The organism is Mucilaginibacter paludis DSM 18603 (genome assembly GCF_000166195.2).
GTDB lineage: Bacteria > Bacteroidota > Bacteroidia > Sphingobacteriales > Sphingobacteriaceae > Mucilaginibacter > Mucilaginibacter paludis.
This window is the reverse complement of the sequence record NZ_CM001403.1, coordinates 7253932-7269451: the sequence shown is the minus strand read 5'-3', so window position 1 is coordinate 7269451 and position 15520 is coordinate 7253932. Positions and strand designations below refer to the sequence as shown.

The following is a 15520-nucleotide window of genomic DNA, read 5'->3' as shown; positions in this document are numbered from 1 at the left end:
ATTTAAGCTTTCCCCTGATGGAGCCACTGCCGTATACTTTGTAAACCAACCACCGAATCTCTAAAATCCACTACCCAGTAAAAGACCGACAGGAGCTAATCAACTTGAAAACCAATACAGTCGCCTGGAAATTATTTTTGCTTTTTCCACTCGGCTATCATCTTTTGGGCCTGAAGTTGCCAATTAACTTTTTTGGAACTCCAATTGGCAAAACAATTGTATTTTTTAAAATCAAGACCGGCTGCCCCTATTTTGTGGTGTTTGTATACGCCAATAATGTCGCGGCTTTCATCACTAAGCAGTTGCCTAAATTTATAAACATAATAGGATACTCCCTGATAGGATACAGTTCCTAAAAAACTTACTTTATCCGGGTAGGCTTCTTCGTCAGAATTTTCTCCCACATAGTTATACATGCACACGCGGCCAAACTCCGCTGGCGTGCGATATTTTAAAGGCACTTTATTTAATTGATTAACCTTGTTGTATGCGGCCATTACATCATATCGCGTGCCAATGCTATCTAACAACAAATTAAGAACAGATGGCGGAACTGCGAGATGGTTTGCTATCCTCGCGCTTACGGCATTCAGAAGCTGAGATCCAGCACGTCCTTTTTTGATAATCTTCGCAGTAAAACTATCCACATCAGGGTGCCCAGGCACTTTCTCCATCAGTTGCAAATAATAATATACCGAGGTATTGTAAGCGGTGGTTGCGGTATCAGTTAAGTAACTGTCTATATCCTGGCCGTTATAGCTTGTCAATTCCTGATAATTACTTTTAATCAGGTCGGCAAATGCATTATTTTTATCCCCAAGCAAATTCACAGCCAAGCTCAACACCCGCTGCCGGTATTGCGGATGCTTTAAAAGAGGCATAATCCGGTTAAAGTTAGCCGCCGCATATTCCAAAGAATCCTGTAAAGGTAAAAATGCTTCATAGTTTTCTTGCAGCTTGATAAATGGAGTTGTTGTTAAATTATCAAAGTACAGAGGGTAACCTTTTTGTTTGTCGATAACTGGTAAAACTCTTAAAACCGCCAGTTTTAACTCGTCAGGTGTGTTAGTAGCATGGTAGAGAACGTTTAACTGATTTAAGGTAGAATCGTTATGGCATTTGATGAGTTTGTTGATGAGTTTATGCCTAATACCCTGGTAAAGTGTATCATCAGGATAGCTTCTTTTTAGCGCGGCGTAAACAGAGGGAAGCTCAGTATCTGTAAAATCATAATAATTTAAAGCCCCTTTGGCGGACTTGGTGATTGTACTATCCGGCGACCGAAGATCGCCCAGTATCCTATCTGCTTTTGAAGCCTTGATATCAAATGGCGCTGCGTCTTTCAGCTTAACGTACGAGTTAAAAAACCTGTTACTTGCGGCGCTAAAGTATTCATCACTATTCATGTAACCTGTTAAAAGGATCATGGATTGTTGATCGATAAACAAACGGTGCCGTTTTTTATGGGCGCTATTTTTAGTTTGAGTAATAAACTCGCGCCCTTTGTGGCCATCAAATAATACAGTATCTACCTTTAACAACGTATCCGTATAGCTCAATAATTTATTAATTACATTTTTATAGAGGGTATCCACGTTTTCGGCCCGGTAATAAGGGGCGATTTTGAGGTACTCTACACCATACACTGCGCCCGATGCCGGGTTAGTTGCCAAAGTGGTGATTGAGTTTTGCAGGTAGGTTGTATTGCCGATAGAATCTTTTTTAGTTTTCGGCTTAGAGAGCAGATCGATACTAAAGCTCTCATCAGCAGGTTTGTAAATAAAAGACGGTGCATCCTGGTAATCTGTAAACTTAAAGGAGTTAAAAAAATCATCCTTCGGCATTACTTTGCCGCCTGCTACGGTGCTTTGCCTTAACAAAAAATACTGCCGGTTACCCCGGATATAAATATTAGCTTCTGCGTTAAAGTTGCTGAAAGTCAGTTTTACCGATCTACCTTCAAAACCATCCTTTTGTATTTTAACAGGTTTGCCAATAAAGCCACCTGCACCCTTAAAACTTTGAAATATACTTTCGAAAGCAGCCTGTTCACCAAACATATACATTCCGGTTGGAAGATCGTTGTAGCGGACCAGGTATTCCATTTTATTTTTTTCGTCGGCAGATGAGTAAATATGCAATAGATATGGGCCAAGGTCGCTGCCTGCAGCCAAGGGCACTTCCTTATTAAATAACTGCGGTACAACCGGTAGCGAAACAGAAAAAGCCCCCTCGGGATTTTTATAATTGATCCAGGGAGTAGCGGGCTTTTCTGTACGCTGGAATATTCGTAAAGATTTGAAAAATCGATTTGCATCAGGCTGATGAAGAGCATCAGCCCGGTTGCCAAGATATAAGCAGTACAACAGGTTATTTTTTGCAACAAACTCCATGCGCATGGTGGTTTCCTGGGTTTTAACTACCAGCTCAACACCGGGCAAATTGTTTACACTGATAATTTTCTCATCTATAAGTTTGCCTTGCATACTCGCTTTATAGCGCTTAACACCGTTTTCAACCGCCTGTAAATTACTCTCCTTTCCGTTTGACGGCATCGGGATCACATAGGCGCCGTAATATAATTCGTTAACCATATCCGGATAGATCACTATTTTAAAGCTATTTTCGTGAGCATCTCTTATCATTGGCGGGCCTGGTACTTCCATCGTGTAGCCGTCGTCTTTCGAGGTAAAGGTTGTCCACGGAAACCTGGACTGGTCGATCTTAAACTGATCGCTCACTCCGGTAAAGGATGCATTTACACAGGTAACTGTATATCCATTTTTCCGAAGCAAGGCTATCAAGCCGTCGCCCCCTGCCAAATGCGCCACCCCAACGGCTGTAAACATGGCTTTTGTGGCCATAATGCGCAGCATGCTGTTCAGCATCACCTTGTTCCGCGCAATTAACACAGAGTCGAACGCGTTATTCTCATCCAGGTATTTATAAATATCATCCAGGTAACCCTTGCTGTAAAGGTTAGTTAACTTATCCATTTCGGCATCCTCAGCCAAAGTATCCTTGCCATCCAGGTAATACTCAATCCTGCTTTTAAGCTTATCCGCATCATCAAAAAAATTAACCTGGTCTTTCGATTTTTCTAATCCATTAACATTTTTGCCCAGCGTATTGGCTATACCCAGTAAGTAGGCATCCACAAAAGTATTTTTATCATCAGGCTTTGGTTTTTTCCTATCAATCAGGTTTTCAATCACCAGGGAGTTAATCTCGCCCATGGGGTAGCCATTTTTTTGTTCAAATCGTTTGGCTAACTCTTTATACTGCTCATCGGTAAGCATCTCGCGTATTCTTTTACTATCATCCTTATCAATGGCGGTAAACATATCATAAAGCAAGGTATCCGGATGTACCTCCAGGGCAAAGGCTTCACAACGCTGCAAGGCCAGCATCACCGAATCACTAAACTGAAAAGCCCGCTTATCCTTAACGTGCATGGTGCCGAACAGGTACGAGGGTTGCTTTAAGGTTTTACCGCTAATGCGCCACAGCAAACTATAATTGGACTTGTTTTGCGAAAACGCAGGGATGGAGATTAACGCCAGAAAAAAAATAAACAGGCAGAATTTGATAACGTTACCAGGTTTGGCAGATTGTGATTGATAAAGCATAAGGTTGAACGGCGCTTGTTTAAGGCGACAGCTAAAAATAAGCTTCTTTTTTAATTAATACCTCATAAATAATACACTAATTGTAAGGTAAGTATAATTGATAACAGCAACTATACATTAAATATAATTTGGATGGAATGATGCTGATGGCGAGGGAAGTGGCACACCAGCCTGGGCGTAGGGTTAAATTATTGATGTGCACGTCCCTAACGACAGAGCGATCGTTCATTACCAGGCTTTTGAATATCCTGTAATTTATCAATCAAGTTTCTCTAAAACTGTTGCCAGGTTTTGATAATCAATTTTGGAGTTATGCCTTAAATCGCGAGGTGCTTTTTCCAGGAAAACTACTTGTTCAATCTGATCGTCGGCCATAAGGGTATTCTTTACATCTTTATCTTTGCGCCGGTTTTTGAGTTCGATAACCGCCGTGATCCGGTCTTTCAGCAGCACCATCGTGCCTACCTCCACACCATCCACCGATTGAAAATAATTTTCATAAATAAAAGGATAAACCATCTTCCCGTCTTTTTCAATCAAGGTATTGCATCTTCCGGTTAAAAACAAATCGCCAGCGGCATTCAGGTAGCCACTATCGCCTGTCCGGTGCCAGCACTCATCAGCAATAAAAATTTTATTCCTTTTTAGGGCCTTATCGTTATTAAAATATTGCTTCAGCACATGCTTGCCGCTTACTATAATCTCGCCAACCTGGCTAACCGGCAGCGTGATACCCGTTAATTCGCCTTCAGTATTCAGTTCAATTACTTTATCCAAAATTTGGATAATTTTCACTTGGGCACACTCAGCTACGCGGCCTACGTTTAGCCCGTTAAAAATTTGATCATTCAATGTTAACAAGCGACGAATGTTAATTAAACTAATCGGCTCCGCCTCCGTAGATCCATAGACAATTTGTATGGTTGTTTTAGGAAAGGCTTCATTATAAATTGCAGCTTCCGCCGGGAACACAGGTGCCCCACCCGTAAAAATCTTTTCCATCCCGGCAATTGAAATTTGGTTTTGGATGATGTATTCCGAAAGCTTCTTCACAAAAAAAGGCGACGCGATGATCAGATTAACCGAATAGGTTTCAATGTCTTTAATGATTTGCTCCGGCTTGAGCGAATTGGGTTTGCTGCTCTTAAAATCGGTAATAACCGACGTGGTACCCGTTGCCAAATTAATCAGCAATACAATAGGTAACACTACCATGGCTACATTTGCATCGGCAGGCTTTATCTCCTCGCGAAGCGCTATAAATTGGTGATACAAAAAACCATGGGTACGCAATGCCGCCTTAGGGGTACCCGTGCTACCGGTGGTAAACGTAATTAATGCTGTATCTTCCGTTGTGGTAACCGGGATTGGCATCTTCGGCCCTGCCTCCTTATAACCCACACCCAATTTAATCGGTATCTTTCTTAATTCGGCCGAAAGAAAAGCCAATATCCTCGCTTTGGCAATACCAATAAAGGCTTTGCATTGCGCCACCTTGCAACATTCTTCCATCCTTTGCTTACTCACCCACTCATCCAGAAAAACCGCGGTAGCGCCAATCTTAAACAGGGCCAGCACAATACGGTACAGGTTGACGCCCATTGGTACAAATACCAATACCCTATCGCCTTTGCCAATGCCTTTTTTTAAAAAATACTGGGCGGTTCTTTCAACCTCAGCCGCAAGGCCGCCAAAATGGATCCGCTTTCCTTGGGCAATAATTGCCGTTTTAAGCGGATGTTTTTTTGCCGCTTCAAAAAACAAATCTGTAATGTTAAAGGCTTCGTAATTATTGCTCATGCGGTGTGACCATTTAAAATCCGGCAATTTTCAGGATAGTTCCATCCCCATTAAAACATAATTTTTGTACGGGTTGCCTGCAAAGTTTTTCGACATGGTATTGGATGTACCCTCATTATACATAAAGGCGTGGATGATAGCCTGGTAACCATCATTGAAAGCCCTTTTACAAATGATATTCCCCAAAACATGCCCCATACCGCTCCATTTTTTATCCGGATGGCGGGCAACGGTTTTGGCAATTAGGGTTTTACGCTTCCGGTTGTAAAAATCCTGAATACAAAAAAAATAACCTATCAGGTTGCCCTGGGCATCTTCGGCCATTAACACCATGCGGGGATCTATCAAGCGTTTGGTTTGGGCGTACTTCCGGATAAAATCGGCTTTGGTAACAGGGGTATACAGCAAATTGGATTGAAAAGCAAGCGAGTTAAACGCGAAAACCTTTTCAAGTTCCTGTTCAAATCCGGCCATATCAAGGTCCCGGATTACAACCCCGGCTTGCCTGAACTCCGCTTCCCTTTGCATCATCGCGGGGTTATTAAACCCAAGGTCTGTTTCGATACTCGAGTAATAATTGGCTATGACCTTAAAGCCGGCGCTCAGAAAATGCCTGTTATAATACAGGTGGTGATACGGCTCTAAAAAAAAGGGCGGATAGTTATGCTCCACGCTGAAACGGTAATTATCCCAGGTGCTGCCATTCATAGGGCCGATGAGGTATTGAGCGCCCGATTGTTTTGCGTGTAGGGCGATCTGCTTAATCAACTCAGCCGACAGCGCCGGATTATCCACTGCTTCAAAATTACCTATGGAGGATGCCTTTAAACTTCTATAATACAAGTGCGGATTATGGTATAAAGCGGCCCTGCAATAAGTATGTCCGTTAACTTTAACAAGATATCCGGCTTCCAGGTATTCGTAATTAATACTTTCGGCAATTTGATGAGCCGGACTATCTGCAGGATATACTTCTTTGATAAAATTCTCAAAGTCGCTAAAATTGCTATCTCCCGGAATTGTTCTTACAATCTCAAACATCCAATAAAGTTAAAACAAATACCACACTCGCCGGGATGGTTAAGTTATCAAAACCCTTTGCGCTGAAAGCCTCTGCCAGGGTAGCTATCGCAGCAGATGAAAGGGTAACAATACATACCGGGGCGAAACCATATTGGCCTTGCGGCAGAAAGTAAAATAAAATAACACTAACGATACAGGCCGATAAAAAAAAAGCTAATGACCCCACCAATGTTTTTTTATCTTTCAGCACATAAAACTTGCCGTAGGGCCATCTTTTGCCAAATACAGCCGCTACCGGATCGCTAATGGCCATGGTTAATACCGGCAGGAAAAATACAGGTAGTTATTGTTGTGGCAGGTATAAACACAAAAACAGGCATAAACCGCAACAGGGTATAACAAACTGCCGTACGAAACACGATCGATAGCGTTGATCGATTTCAGCAAATTAAACTTCAGGCTTGTAAAAAGGATTAAACCAAAACTGGCACACAGCAACAAAACAAACCAATGGCTCTGCAACATTACCGGGAACAACATGGTTAACAAGCCCGTGCCAATATGTATCACCTTTCGGGTATCATCGGCCTTCATTTTGGTTTGATGATAAAGTAATTCGCCTATCGCGAAGAGCGCCAAAAACAAACCCGCCAATACCAAGCTGTTGATGATATTTTCCCTCATTTAATGGTATCGATAATCATTTGGTTATAAAAAAAACCTTTATCTTTTTTGGTTAGCTCAGTTGAAAGTTCGCGCTCATAATTTACTTTTTCAGCAAAAACCTGTGATATCCGTCGTGGCACCATTAAATTCCAGTACGCCAGCTTACCACCCCGCTCTGTGCCGGCTACCAGGGCTTCAGCCACGGCCGAAAAGGTCCTTTTATCCATATATTCAAATATATTAGATAAATTCATGGCTCCAAACTTTCCATAGTCACCAATGGCTTGTTGCGCGTAACCTTCCTTGATAACCAGGCGATCGATATTTGATTTAATAAGGGCAAAGTTTTCTTCGCGGAGATAGTAGGGCAACAGTGTCCCAAAAGTTCCGGTGAGCGTAAAATGGAGGATAAAGTTTTGCTGGGCTTCTGCCGATTTTAAATGAGCCGAGGCTTGGTTGTAAATGGTTGTGGAAACTGATACATCAACTTCTTTCATAAACTCCGGGTCGCGCCCGTAGCGTCCCATCACATATTTACTGAAAAATATTTTGAATAGAAGTTTCCACCGCCAGGAGTTCCATTTCTGATTAAAAAACGCTTCCTGTTCGACTTGAGTCTTAATGGCGAATAGCTGGGCCACCGTTTTTTTTGAGTGGATAAGCGGTAAAATGCGGCTGGTAAATAACTTAAAGTACGTTTCAAATTTGCCTGCATAAATTACCCCTGTCTCTATAATAGTTTTTTTTGCTTCCCAATAGGCCCGCGCTTCGGTGCTCAACCCGGCTTTAAAGCTATTAAACATTTTAAGCCTTTGAGATGATGGCTCAAAGCCTAAAAATTGTAATACTTCGGCATAATCCAAGGCTTGGATAGCGGCCTTTTTCAATTCGATCAAATGAAGTTGTATCCTGTTGATATCCACGGCTACCACTATTGCGGGATGGGTAGCCAACAGCGCGAAACTATTATCGCCCGCCGAGCCGATGGAAAGTATTTTAGTGCCTGCCGCTGGCGATAAACCCTGGAGCAGGATATCCGCATCTTCCCAGCAATTGGCATACCGGATGATGTTAAAATCAACTTTTTTCGTCAGTTCGTCCATCAATTATCGCCCGTTATCCTTGTGATTATGCCCGTACTTCCGTCCATTTCAATTTCATCGCCCGTTTTAAGTGTCCTTAAAAGGCCATTCACGCTCACAATGCAGGGCTTCCCCATCTCGCGCGATACAATGGCCGAGTGGCTTAGCACACTTCCCCGCTCTGTAATAATACCCGAAGCGCTGGGGAAGAGTGTAACCCAACCAGGGTCGGTACTCGAGGTAACCAAAATATCGCCTTTCAGCGACGATACCTGGGTTGGATCCGTTATCACTCTAACCCGCGCCCTTACCACTCCCGGGCAGCAACCTATCCCCTTGAGCATACCATCTGCCTTCTCAATCTTAGTTTTGTCAAAAAAATTATTGGCCTGGTATACCGTACCCACAGTGGAAAAACGTTCTGACGGTGCCTGTTGTGTTTGGTAATTTTCAAATTCTTTTTTCCGCAAGGCAATCAAGGCCCTGATGTTTTGTGTAACCGAGGTTCCCTCAATAAACGCGCAAATTTCTTCTTTGGTTAAATAAAATATATCGCGCGGATTATCCATAATTCCATCCGAAAAAAATCGCTGTCCTATGGCCGAGAACATTTCACGTACCATGCCAAAGGCCCTGGTACGTTCATAGCGCAGGTTTTCGCGAGCGCTTACCAGTTGCCGTGCCATTTTGAGGTTACGTTTTAGCTTCCATTGCTTATACCACTTGTTTTTAAGGGCTATGGCTATCTCTTGTTCTGCGTTTCTGCGGATCTCCTCTTCAATTTTACCCGATGTGCTCGCTATCGTTATTTCTGTTTCTACATAGGCTTTTAATACCCTGATAAATTTAGCCGGATCTTGCGTGTAGGATATGGTTTCCAACTTTAATTCACCTATGTAGCGTTCGCCAAAATCCTCAATATACCGGTCGATTTCGCTTTTTAACGTACAGTATTTTTCCCGTTGATCACGGCATAGCTTTTCCCAAATACCGGTTTCACCTTCCGACAGAAATAAGGCTTTTAATTCAGCATCATCATGAATCCGCGTGGCCAGCGCCACACAACGGTGTATGGGTTGGGTAGAAATGATGTCGCTGCTGCCACAAAGCAGATCGTTATGAATATTGGGATTTTTGCTGATAGCATATTTTTGGCAACGCTTTTGCAAACTCCCATAACCTATCATGGCAAAAAAATCGTTAATCAGCGGCGCCTTCCACTCGTTTAACAAGGTACTTTCAAAGGCGAGATAGAGATGCATCAGTTGGTAGGCACTTTTCTCCCCAAAGTTGATCTTTTTATAATCGGCAATGGTGGTATTTAAAAGCGCTAAAAACGCTCTTCTTTTTTGGGGCAGCGTCAAAAATCGCAGATACATCCGGGCGGCCATTTTGATGATCTGCCAAAAGGCTTTTCTTTTAGGGAGGCGGTAACTTTCGGGCACATCAAATCGCTCTTTAACGCCCATCATACTTTCCATAAAACGGGCATTAATGCTATAGCCCGGAACCATAGCCAGCATGTGGTACCAGCTTTTTAAGTTATAATAAACCCTTCCGTTAATCAGGCCCAGGGTATTGGCAAAAACGCGTTCGTTCTTCTTGATGGCCTTATCGCTTACCCCCATATAGCTGCAAAACAATTGATAGGCCCCACGATATGATTGGCTGATGAACGAAAAAGTGAGCGGCGTGGTGACACCGGGGTACGACTCGATAATATTGCTGTTATCCCAAACGGTATATCCCTCGGGCGAGTCGGCCTGGCCATGCTTACCAGTAACCGGCCTGGCTTGTAACAGATACAATTGTTCATCCCTTACAGCGAACTCAATGTCTTGCGGAGCCTGGTATTCAACACAGAGCAGATCCAGCACTTTCGCCAGCTCGAAGATATGTTTATCCGTTAACGCCGGTATATTTTGCTTTTCCTGGGCTACCTCAACTTGTTTTATACCGCTTCCCCGCATCAGATCCGGCACCACCTGGTGTGTTTTTTCGGCGAGTTGGCTCGTTATCCTGCCATTGGTAACGGAGTACAGGTCGGCATTTAATTCACCCGAAACCAAGCCCTCCCCCAAACCATAAACAGCATTAATTAATTTCTCGTGCTGATCGCCGTTAACAGGATTGATGCCAAACGCCACTCCCGCCACGTCGGCATTCAGCATTTCCTGGATAATCACAGCTATGCCATTGCCACCCGGCAGCTTATTATTTTCGCGGTAGGCTGTCGCCCTATCCGAAAAAAGCGAACACCAAACACTTTTAATCTTTTCGGCAAGCCCGTCTGCGCTTACATACAAATAACTCTCAAACTGCCCGGCGAACGAAAAATCCGAACCATCCTCATCCATCGCCGATGAGCGCACCGCGAAATAGGTAGCGCCGGGAAAGTGCGAAAGAATATCCTTGACGATACTTTGAGGTATCTCAACTTGTTGCAAAAGAGATAGCGTGCCCTGGCGATCAATATTTGAACCGGCCGGCGACAAAATCGTTGTTAAAACTTCGCAAGGCAGCACAACAAACTGAGGCACCCGTATCCCTAACTCCACAAGCCGGAAAAGATTAGCGGCTTTGCCACCGATTCTAAAGTTATTGATCGATTCTTTTTTGGCGATAAGTGGATACATCATTTAAAAAAGAGTTTTGAGATCATGGGTCCGCCGCCTAAGGTTAAATACATAGCCATCGTCCATAAAGCCGAGGCGAGTTCAATACCTTTGGCCATTTTGGGGGTTTTCCAGCTTAAAAAAATAAAAGCGGGTATCGAACATAAAATAAACACGCAGCCCAAAACAATAAAAGCGATCATGCCATACCCGGCAAACAGGCTCGCGGCAATACTTAATGATAAAGTAACTACCAGCACACACAGCCAAAGCAGCACCGCTTTGTTTGCACCGAGCAGCCCCGAATAGGTTAACACTCCTTCGGCCTCCATATCCGGAACACGGATTTTTCTGCCTATTTCCAAAACAATACCATTCATATAAGATACCGCGAAGAAAAAGAGTAATCCCCTGGCAGGATTAGCACCCGCCAGCTTCCAGTCCAGGCCGCTGGCATACATATCAACCAATGGTATAATGAACATGTGTGAAGTGACATACCAAAACTGATGCTTTTTTAGCCAGGAGGCGATAAAAAACTCCTTGCCCATTAACAGCAAATAGGCAATCACCAATAAATAAAGCCATAGCATTTGAGGATAACAATACAGAATAACGCTGATTTGCATCACAAAGATCACCACTGCAACCCAACCCAACTCGCGGAGTGACACCAGGCCACGCGGTACAGGCAAATCGCCGCGATACAGGGCATCATCTTCGGCATCTTTAAATTCGTCGAAGATACGTACCAGCAAAAAAAGACTTATCGTGATCAGGATGCCGCTGAGGAATATTTTTGTACCGACAAAGCCTGCCGCCCCCCTGCAGATGCGCGAATAAGCTATTGCCGAAAAGCTGAAGCAAGCCACCAGTAAGCCATGGCCCAGAAAGGGAAATCTTTCCTTTTGATACAGATAAAACCTGCGGAAAAACGAAGCGCTGTTTTCTTCGGGTTTACTGAATGGAGATTCCACCACAGCCCTTCTCATTTCTTTCTTCCGTATTTTTGATGAGCCGCCGAAAAATGCCCGGCAGAAAGGGCCGCCGCTATAGAAAGCTCGCCGGCGAGTACTACCGCTCCGCAGATCTCAGCAAATTTTTTGGATTTGTCCGTTCCGTAACAATCCATCAGCTCCAGGCATTCTTTTTGTGTAGGCAGACCGGTTCCTCCCCCCACAGTACCATAGCCGTCAACTTTAGAAAAAAAAGGGATAAAATTTTTTTAGAGCAAGAATCGGAACTGCAAAATTGCAGTCATTATTCGAGCGAATGAGTTCGGAACTATTTGAACCAACGGTGTTAGATGGCCTGGCCCGTAAAACAGAGGCTATACAACGCAAACGAAAAGTGGGAGGCAAGGAACTATTGGATATGGCGTTATTTGATGGAGATCAATCGTTTAACGGCATGAGTATGCAGTTAATGCGGAGGGATGGGCTTGATATTTCGAAGCAGGCATTGCATCAAAGACATCACAGCAATATGACAAAATTTGTACAAGCCGTTTTTGAGCAATTAATAGCAGTTGAGTTACCGCAAGAACAAACACAAGGGTTGGAGATCCGTATCAAAGATTCCACCCGTTTCGCGTTGCCGGAAGTTATTGCAGAGACATTCCCCGGAACAAAAGGAAGTGGGATGAAAGCGGGAGCATCTGTACAATTTGAATTTGAAATCAAAAGTGGTAAAAGCGATATCAAAGTAACTCCGGCCAACGCAAATGACCAGGGTGAGAGTCATCTGGACAAGGCATCAATTCAGCCGGGGGTATTATATATGAGAGATCTGGGTTACACTCACTTGAGTTATATGAACAATATTAACAAAGTCAAAGCTTTCTTTATTAATAAATTATGTCCGAAAACAACGATTTACCTATTAAAGGACGACCAATACCAAAAGTTAGAGTTGTCGAAACTACAAGGCATAACCGGCGTATTTGATCAACAGGTATATATCGGAGCTGATAAAATGCCGGTAAGGATAATAATAGAACCGGTAAGTGAAGAGCTCAAGGCAAGGCGGATAGCCAATACTGAAAAGTACAATAAGAAGAAAGGCAGTACCACCAGTAAGGGATTCAAAGAGCGGGCAGGGTTTAACTTTATTGTTACCAACCTGGTGAGCGAAAAATATAGCGCTGAATTGATCCAAAAGTTATATCACCTGCGATGGCAGATAGAATTGGTTTTTAAAGCATGGAAGTCGTTTTTAAAGATACACACGTTCCCCAAAGGAAGTTCGGATCGTATAACCAGTATATTATACAGTAAGTTGATCTGGGCAGTTTTGAGTTGGAAAATATGCATGGCTATCGGTAAGATAGGTCAAATTAGTGTTTTAAAGGTGCATCGACTAATCGCTTCTACGAAAGAAGAATTGCGAGCGCAGCTTTTAGGGATATGCTCAAAGTGGTTAGCTCTGTTGGAGAAATTAAACTTAAAGCACCTTTCAAAAGAGCACAGAAAACATAGGTTAAAAATAGAAGAAATTGTAATAAGTATTTGATTATTAGATATTTAAATACTATATTTAGATAGTTAAACAAAAATAAGAAAGGCGGGGCCATCTAAACCTCCCCGCCTTAAAAAACGAAAAATATGAGAGTAAAAATACATAGGTTTGCCCATGCGGGCAAACCGCGCCTAAAAATTAAATTACTGAAAATCAACAATATATAAGTACAGCTACTTAAATTGACGGCTATGCCCACAGTACCTACAATTAAGTTAGGCAGCGTTACGCTGGCATACAAGTCGCCGTTGGCGGTCAGTTCCATGCGTGTTATGCCTACGGCAGCTTCGGCAATGCAGGCCACATCCTGGCCGGTTGCCAGAAACAAAGCCGTAAGCCCGTTGGCATAATGCCCCTGCGCCCCGATAGATCCGCTCTGGATGGCACCCACGGTTGAAGATTGCCAATAATCGGCCATCGCCTGGGGCATTGTCCGTAATATATCGATCACTATTTGCTGTGGTAAAATGATCTCGGTAGTTACTTTTTTTCCACGAACATTGCTAAAAGATAATGCCGTAGCTTTTTTATCGCCCGAGTAATTACTTTCAATAAACCAAAATTGTGGTTTTACCGGTGCATGCTCAACAATATATTTACATATCGCGTCGGTACAAATGGTAACCATATTTTGCCCTGCCGCGTCGCCGGTGTGGTACTCAAAAGTGAGTATCAGGTGATTGCCCTCAATATTGGGCTTCATATCCATTAGCTTGCCAAACCGGCTGGTTTTTTCGGTTATTTGGCTAAACATCTCCAGTTGCCCGAACAGCCAAATTAAAAAAGTACCCAACTCGCCTAAATTGGCAAACTTAAACAAGGGCGACCGTTGCACACCTTCTACTAAACAAACAGAGGTGGCCCCACCAGCCAGGTAACAAGCTTTTGCTCCCCTGTGATAGGACGCGATAAGCGCGCCTTCGGTTGTAGACAGCGGCACATAAAAATCGCCGTTGGCGGCCGATCCAGTAACCCTTACCGGGCCTATGAGGCCGGTGGGCACCATAGCCATACCTATATAATTTTCGATATTACCTTCTAAATGCTGGAATTGGGTAAAGGATTCGTTGCCTGTGAGGTATTTAAATTGATATCCTGTTTTGCCTGATAAAAATTCAAGCCGCTTTTTGATACCCTCGCCGGTAACGGATAATTCGCCGGGAAGGCTATCGCCTTTTTCTGTAGGCAGAGGCTTGTTCTTGATATTGTCTATCAAGGTATCCACATTTTTTAAAGCATTTAAGGATTTTAATGCCCTGATGGATTTATCACTCGACGATGCCATTTATAATTTTGGTTATATTACAGCGTACAAGATATATAATTTATTTTAACCGAAAATAATAATTTAGCAGCTGTGGTATGCATTATCGTTTTATATGTTGATTTTTAGGTATCCTATCGGGGCATAAATTATTAAAAATCGGCATGAAAAAAATTGGGGTTTCGGTTCTTTTACTCATATCACAGATTATTTGCTATGCCCAGGAAAAATGGACCTTAAGAAAAGATGAGAACGGTATAGCGGTTTATAGCAGGATGCTGGGCAGCGAAAAATACAAGGAAATCAGGGTGGTATGCGAATTTGATGCCCCAGCCGAAAAGCTGGTTAAAGTATTGCAGAACGTAAAAGATCATAAAAACTGGGTGTATAAAACCATAAGATCGTACCAGATCAGCCGGAAGAATAAGGATACACTTTATTATTATTCGGAAATAGCGCTTCCCTGGCCGGCAAGTAACCGGGATGCAACCGTTCAATTGGCGGTTGCTACTGATAGCCTGGGCACCTTTACTATAACCGTAAAGAGTATGCCGAACTTGACACCCGCTAAACCGAATTTGGTGAGGGTGCCTTACTCCGTAGGTACCTATAAGGTAAATAGCTTGCCCGGCAACCGCATCAGGGTTGATTATACCTTAAGTGTTGATCCGGGTGGTTCCATCCCGGCATGGCTGGTTAACTATACAGCAACTGTGGCTCCGTATTATACCTTTGTCAAATTAAAAGCTCTGGTAGAAAAGTGAAAAATAAATTTCAGCAGGCAAATGCGCTATAGGTCTAATGCCCCCCTCAATCACCAAACTGCAACCACTTTATCACCCGGACGAGCATCCTGCGTCTGACTCCATCTACGATCATCATAAATCTAATGATAGTGTCATTAATACACTATCCAGTAATTTA

At 43.1% G+C, this 15520-nt stretch carries 12 protein-coding genes; 2 read left to right on the top strand and 10 right to left on the bottom strand.

The genetic code is table 11. The features are described from left to right. Nucleotides 1-131: 131 nt before the first annotated feature. The 9 genes from MUCPA_RS30875 to MUCPA_RS30840 all read right to left on the bottom strand — a co-directional run bounded on the left by MUCPA_RS30875 (nucleotide 132) and on the right by MUCPA_RS30840 (nucleotide 11995). Complete coding sequence (locus tag MUCPA_RS30875) at nucleotides 132-3629, bottom strand: TraB/GumN family protein (RefSeq protein WP_008511891.1); 3498 nt, start codon at nucleotides 3627-3629, stop codon at nucleotides 132-134. A gap of 258 nt (nucleotides 3630-3887) precedes the next feature. After that, a complete protein-coding gene (locus MUCPA_RS30870) occupies nucleotides 3888-5429 on the bottom strand; it encodes an AMP-binding protein (RefSeq protein ID WP_008511889.1) in 1542 nt (513 codons plus the stop codon). A 30-nt stretch (nucleotides 5430-5459) separates the two neighbouring features. Further along, nucleotides 5460-6470 (bottom strand): hypothetical protein, encoded by a 1011-nt coding sequence (locus MUCPA_RS30865; RefSeq protein ID WP_008511887.1) that lies wholly within the window; start codon nucleotides 6468-6470, stop codon nucleotides 5460-5462. Beyond that, nucleotides 6463-6765, bottom strand: coding sequence for a diacylglycerol/polyprenol kinase family protein (locus MUCPA_RS39085; protein WP_233276810.1), 303 nt, complete (start codon nucleotides 6763-6765; stop codon nucleotides 6463-6465). The genes MUCPA_RS30865 and MUCPA_RS39085 overlap by 8 nt, the downstream gene beginning before the upstream one ends. Before the next feature lie 2 nt (nucleotides 6766-6767). Beyond that, complete coding sequence (locus MUCPA_RS39080; RefSeq protein WP_233276809.1) at nucleotides 6768-7136, bottom strand: hypothetical protein; 369 nt, start codon at nucleotides 7134-7136, stop codon at nucleotides 6768-6770. After that, nucleotides 7133-8221, bottom strand: a complete 1089-nt coding sequence (locus MUCPA_RS30855) for a DUF3419 family protein (RefSeq protein WP_008511883.1) — start codon at nucleotides 8219-8221, stop codon at nucleotides 7133-7135. The genes MUCPA_RS39080 and MUCPA_RS30855 overlap by 4 nt, the downstream gene beginning before the upstream one ends. Further along, nucleotides 8221-10839, bottom strand: coding sequence for a PEP/pyruvate-binding domain-containing protein (locus MUCPA_RS30850; protein WP_008511880.1), 2619 nt, complete (start codon nucleotides 10837-10839; stop codon nucleotides 8221-8223). Before MUCPA_RS30850 ends, MUCPA_RS30855 begins: the two co-directional genes overlap by 1 nt. Next, nucleotides 10836-11807 (bottom strand): UbiA prenyltransferase family protein, encoded by a 972-nt coding sequence (locus tag MUCPA_RS30845; RefSeq protein WP_008511878.1) that lies wholly within the window; start codon nucleotides 11805-11807, stop codon nucleotides 10836-10838. Before MUCPA_RS30845 ends, MUCPA_RS30850 begins: the two co-directional genes overlap by 4 nt. Then, nucleotides 11804-11995: a hypothetical protein gene (locus MUCPA_RS30840; RefSeq protein WP_040626703.1), complete on the bottom strand. Its 192-nt coding sequence runs from the start codon at nucleotides 11993-11995 to the stop codon at nucleotides 11804-11806. The genes MUCPA_RS30845 and MUCPA_RS30840 overlap by 4 nt, the downstream gene beginning before the upstream one ends. 92 nt (nucleotides 11996-12087) lie before the next feature. Between MUCPA_RS30840 and MUCPA_RS30835 the strand changes: the two genes are divergently transcribed. Beyond that, nucleotides 12088-13326 (top strand): IS4 family transposase, encoded by a 1239-nt coding sequence (locus tag MUCPA_RS30835; protein ID WP_008503844.1) that lies wholly within the window; start codon nucleotides 12088-12090, stop codon nucleotides 13324-13326. 76 nt (nucleotides 13327-13402) lie between these two features. On the opposite strand, the gene MUCPA_RS30830 is transcribed toward MUCPA_RS30835, so the two are convergent. Further along, on the bottom strand, nucleotides 13403-14617 hold the full coding sequence (locus MUCPA_RS30830; protein WP_008511876.1) for a hydroxymethylglutaryl-CoA reductase: 1215 nt from the start codon (nucleotides 14615-14617) through the stop codon (nucleotides 13403-13405). A 143-nt stretch (nucleotides 14618-14760) separates the two neighbouring features. Between MUCPA_RS30830 and MUCPA_RS30825 the strand changes: the two genes are divergently transcribed. Then, nucleotides 14761-15360: an START domain-containing protein gene (locus MUCPA_RS30825; protein ID WP_008511874.1), complete on the top strand. Its 600-nt coding sequence runs from the start codon at nucleotides 14761-14763 to the stop codon at nucleotides 15358-15360. Nucleotides 15361-15520: the final 160 nt, after the last annotated feature.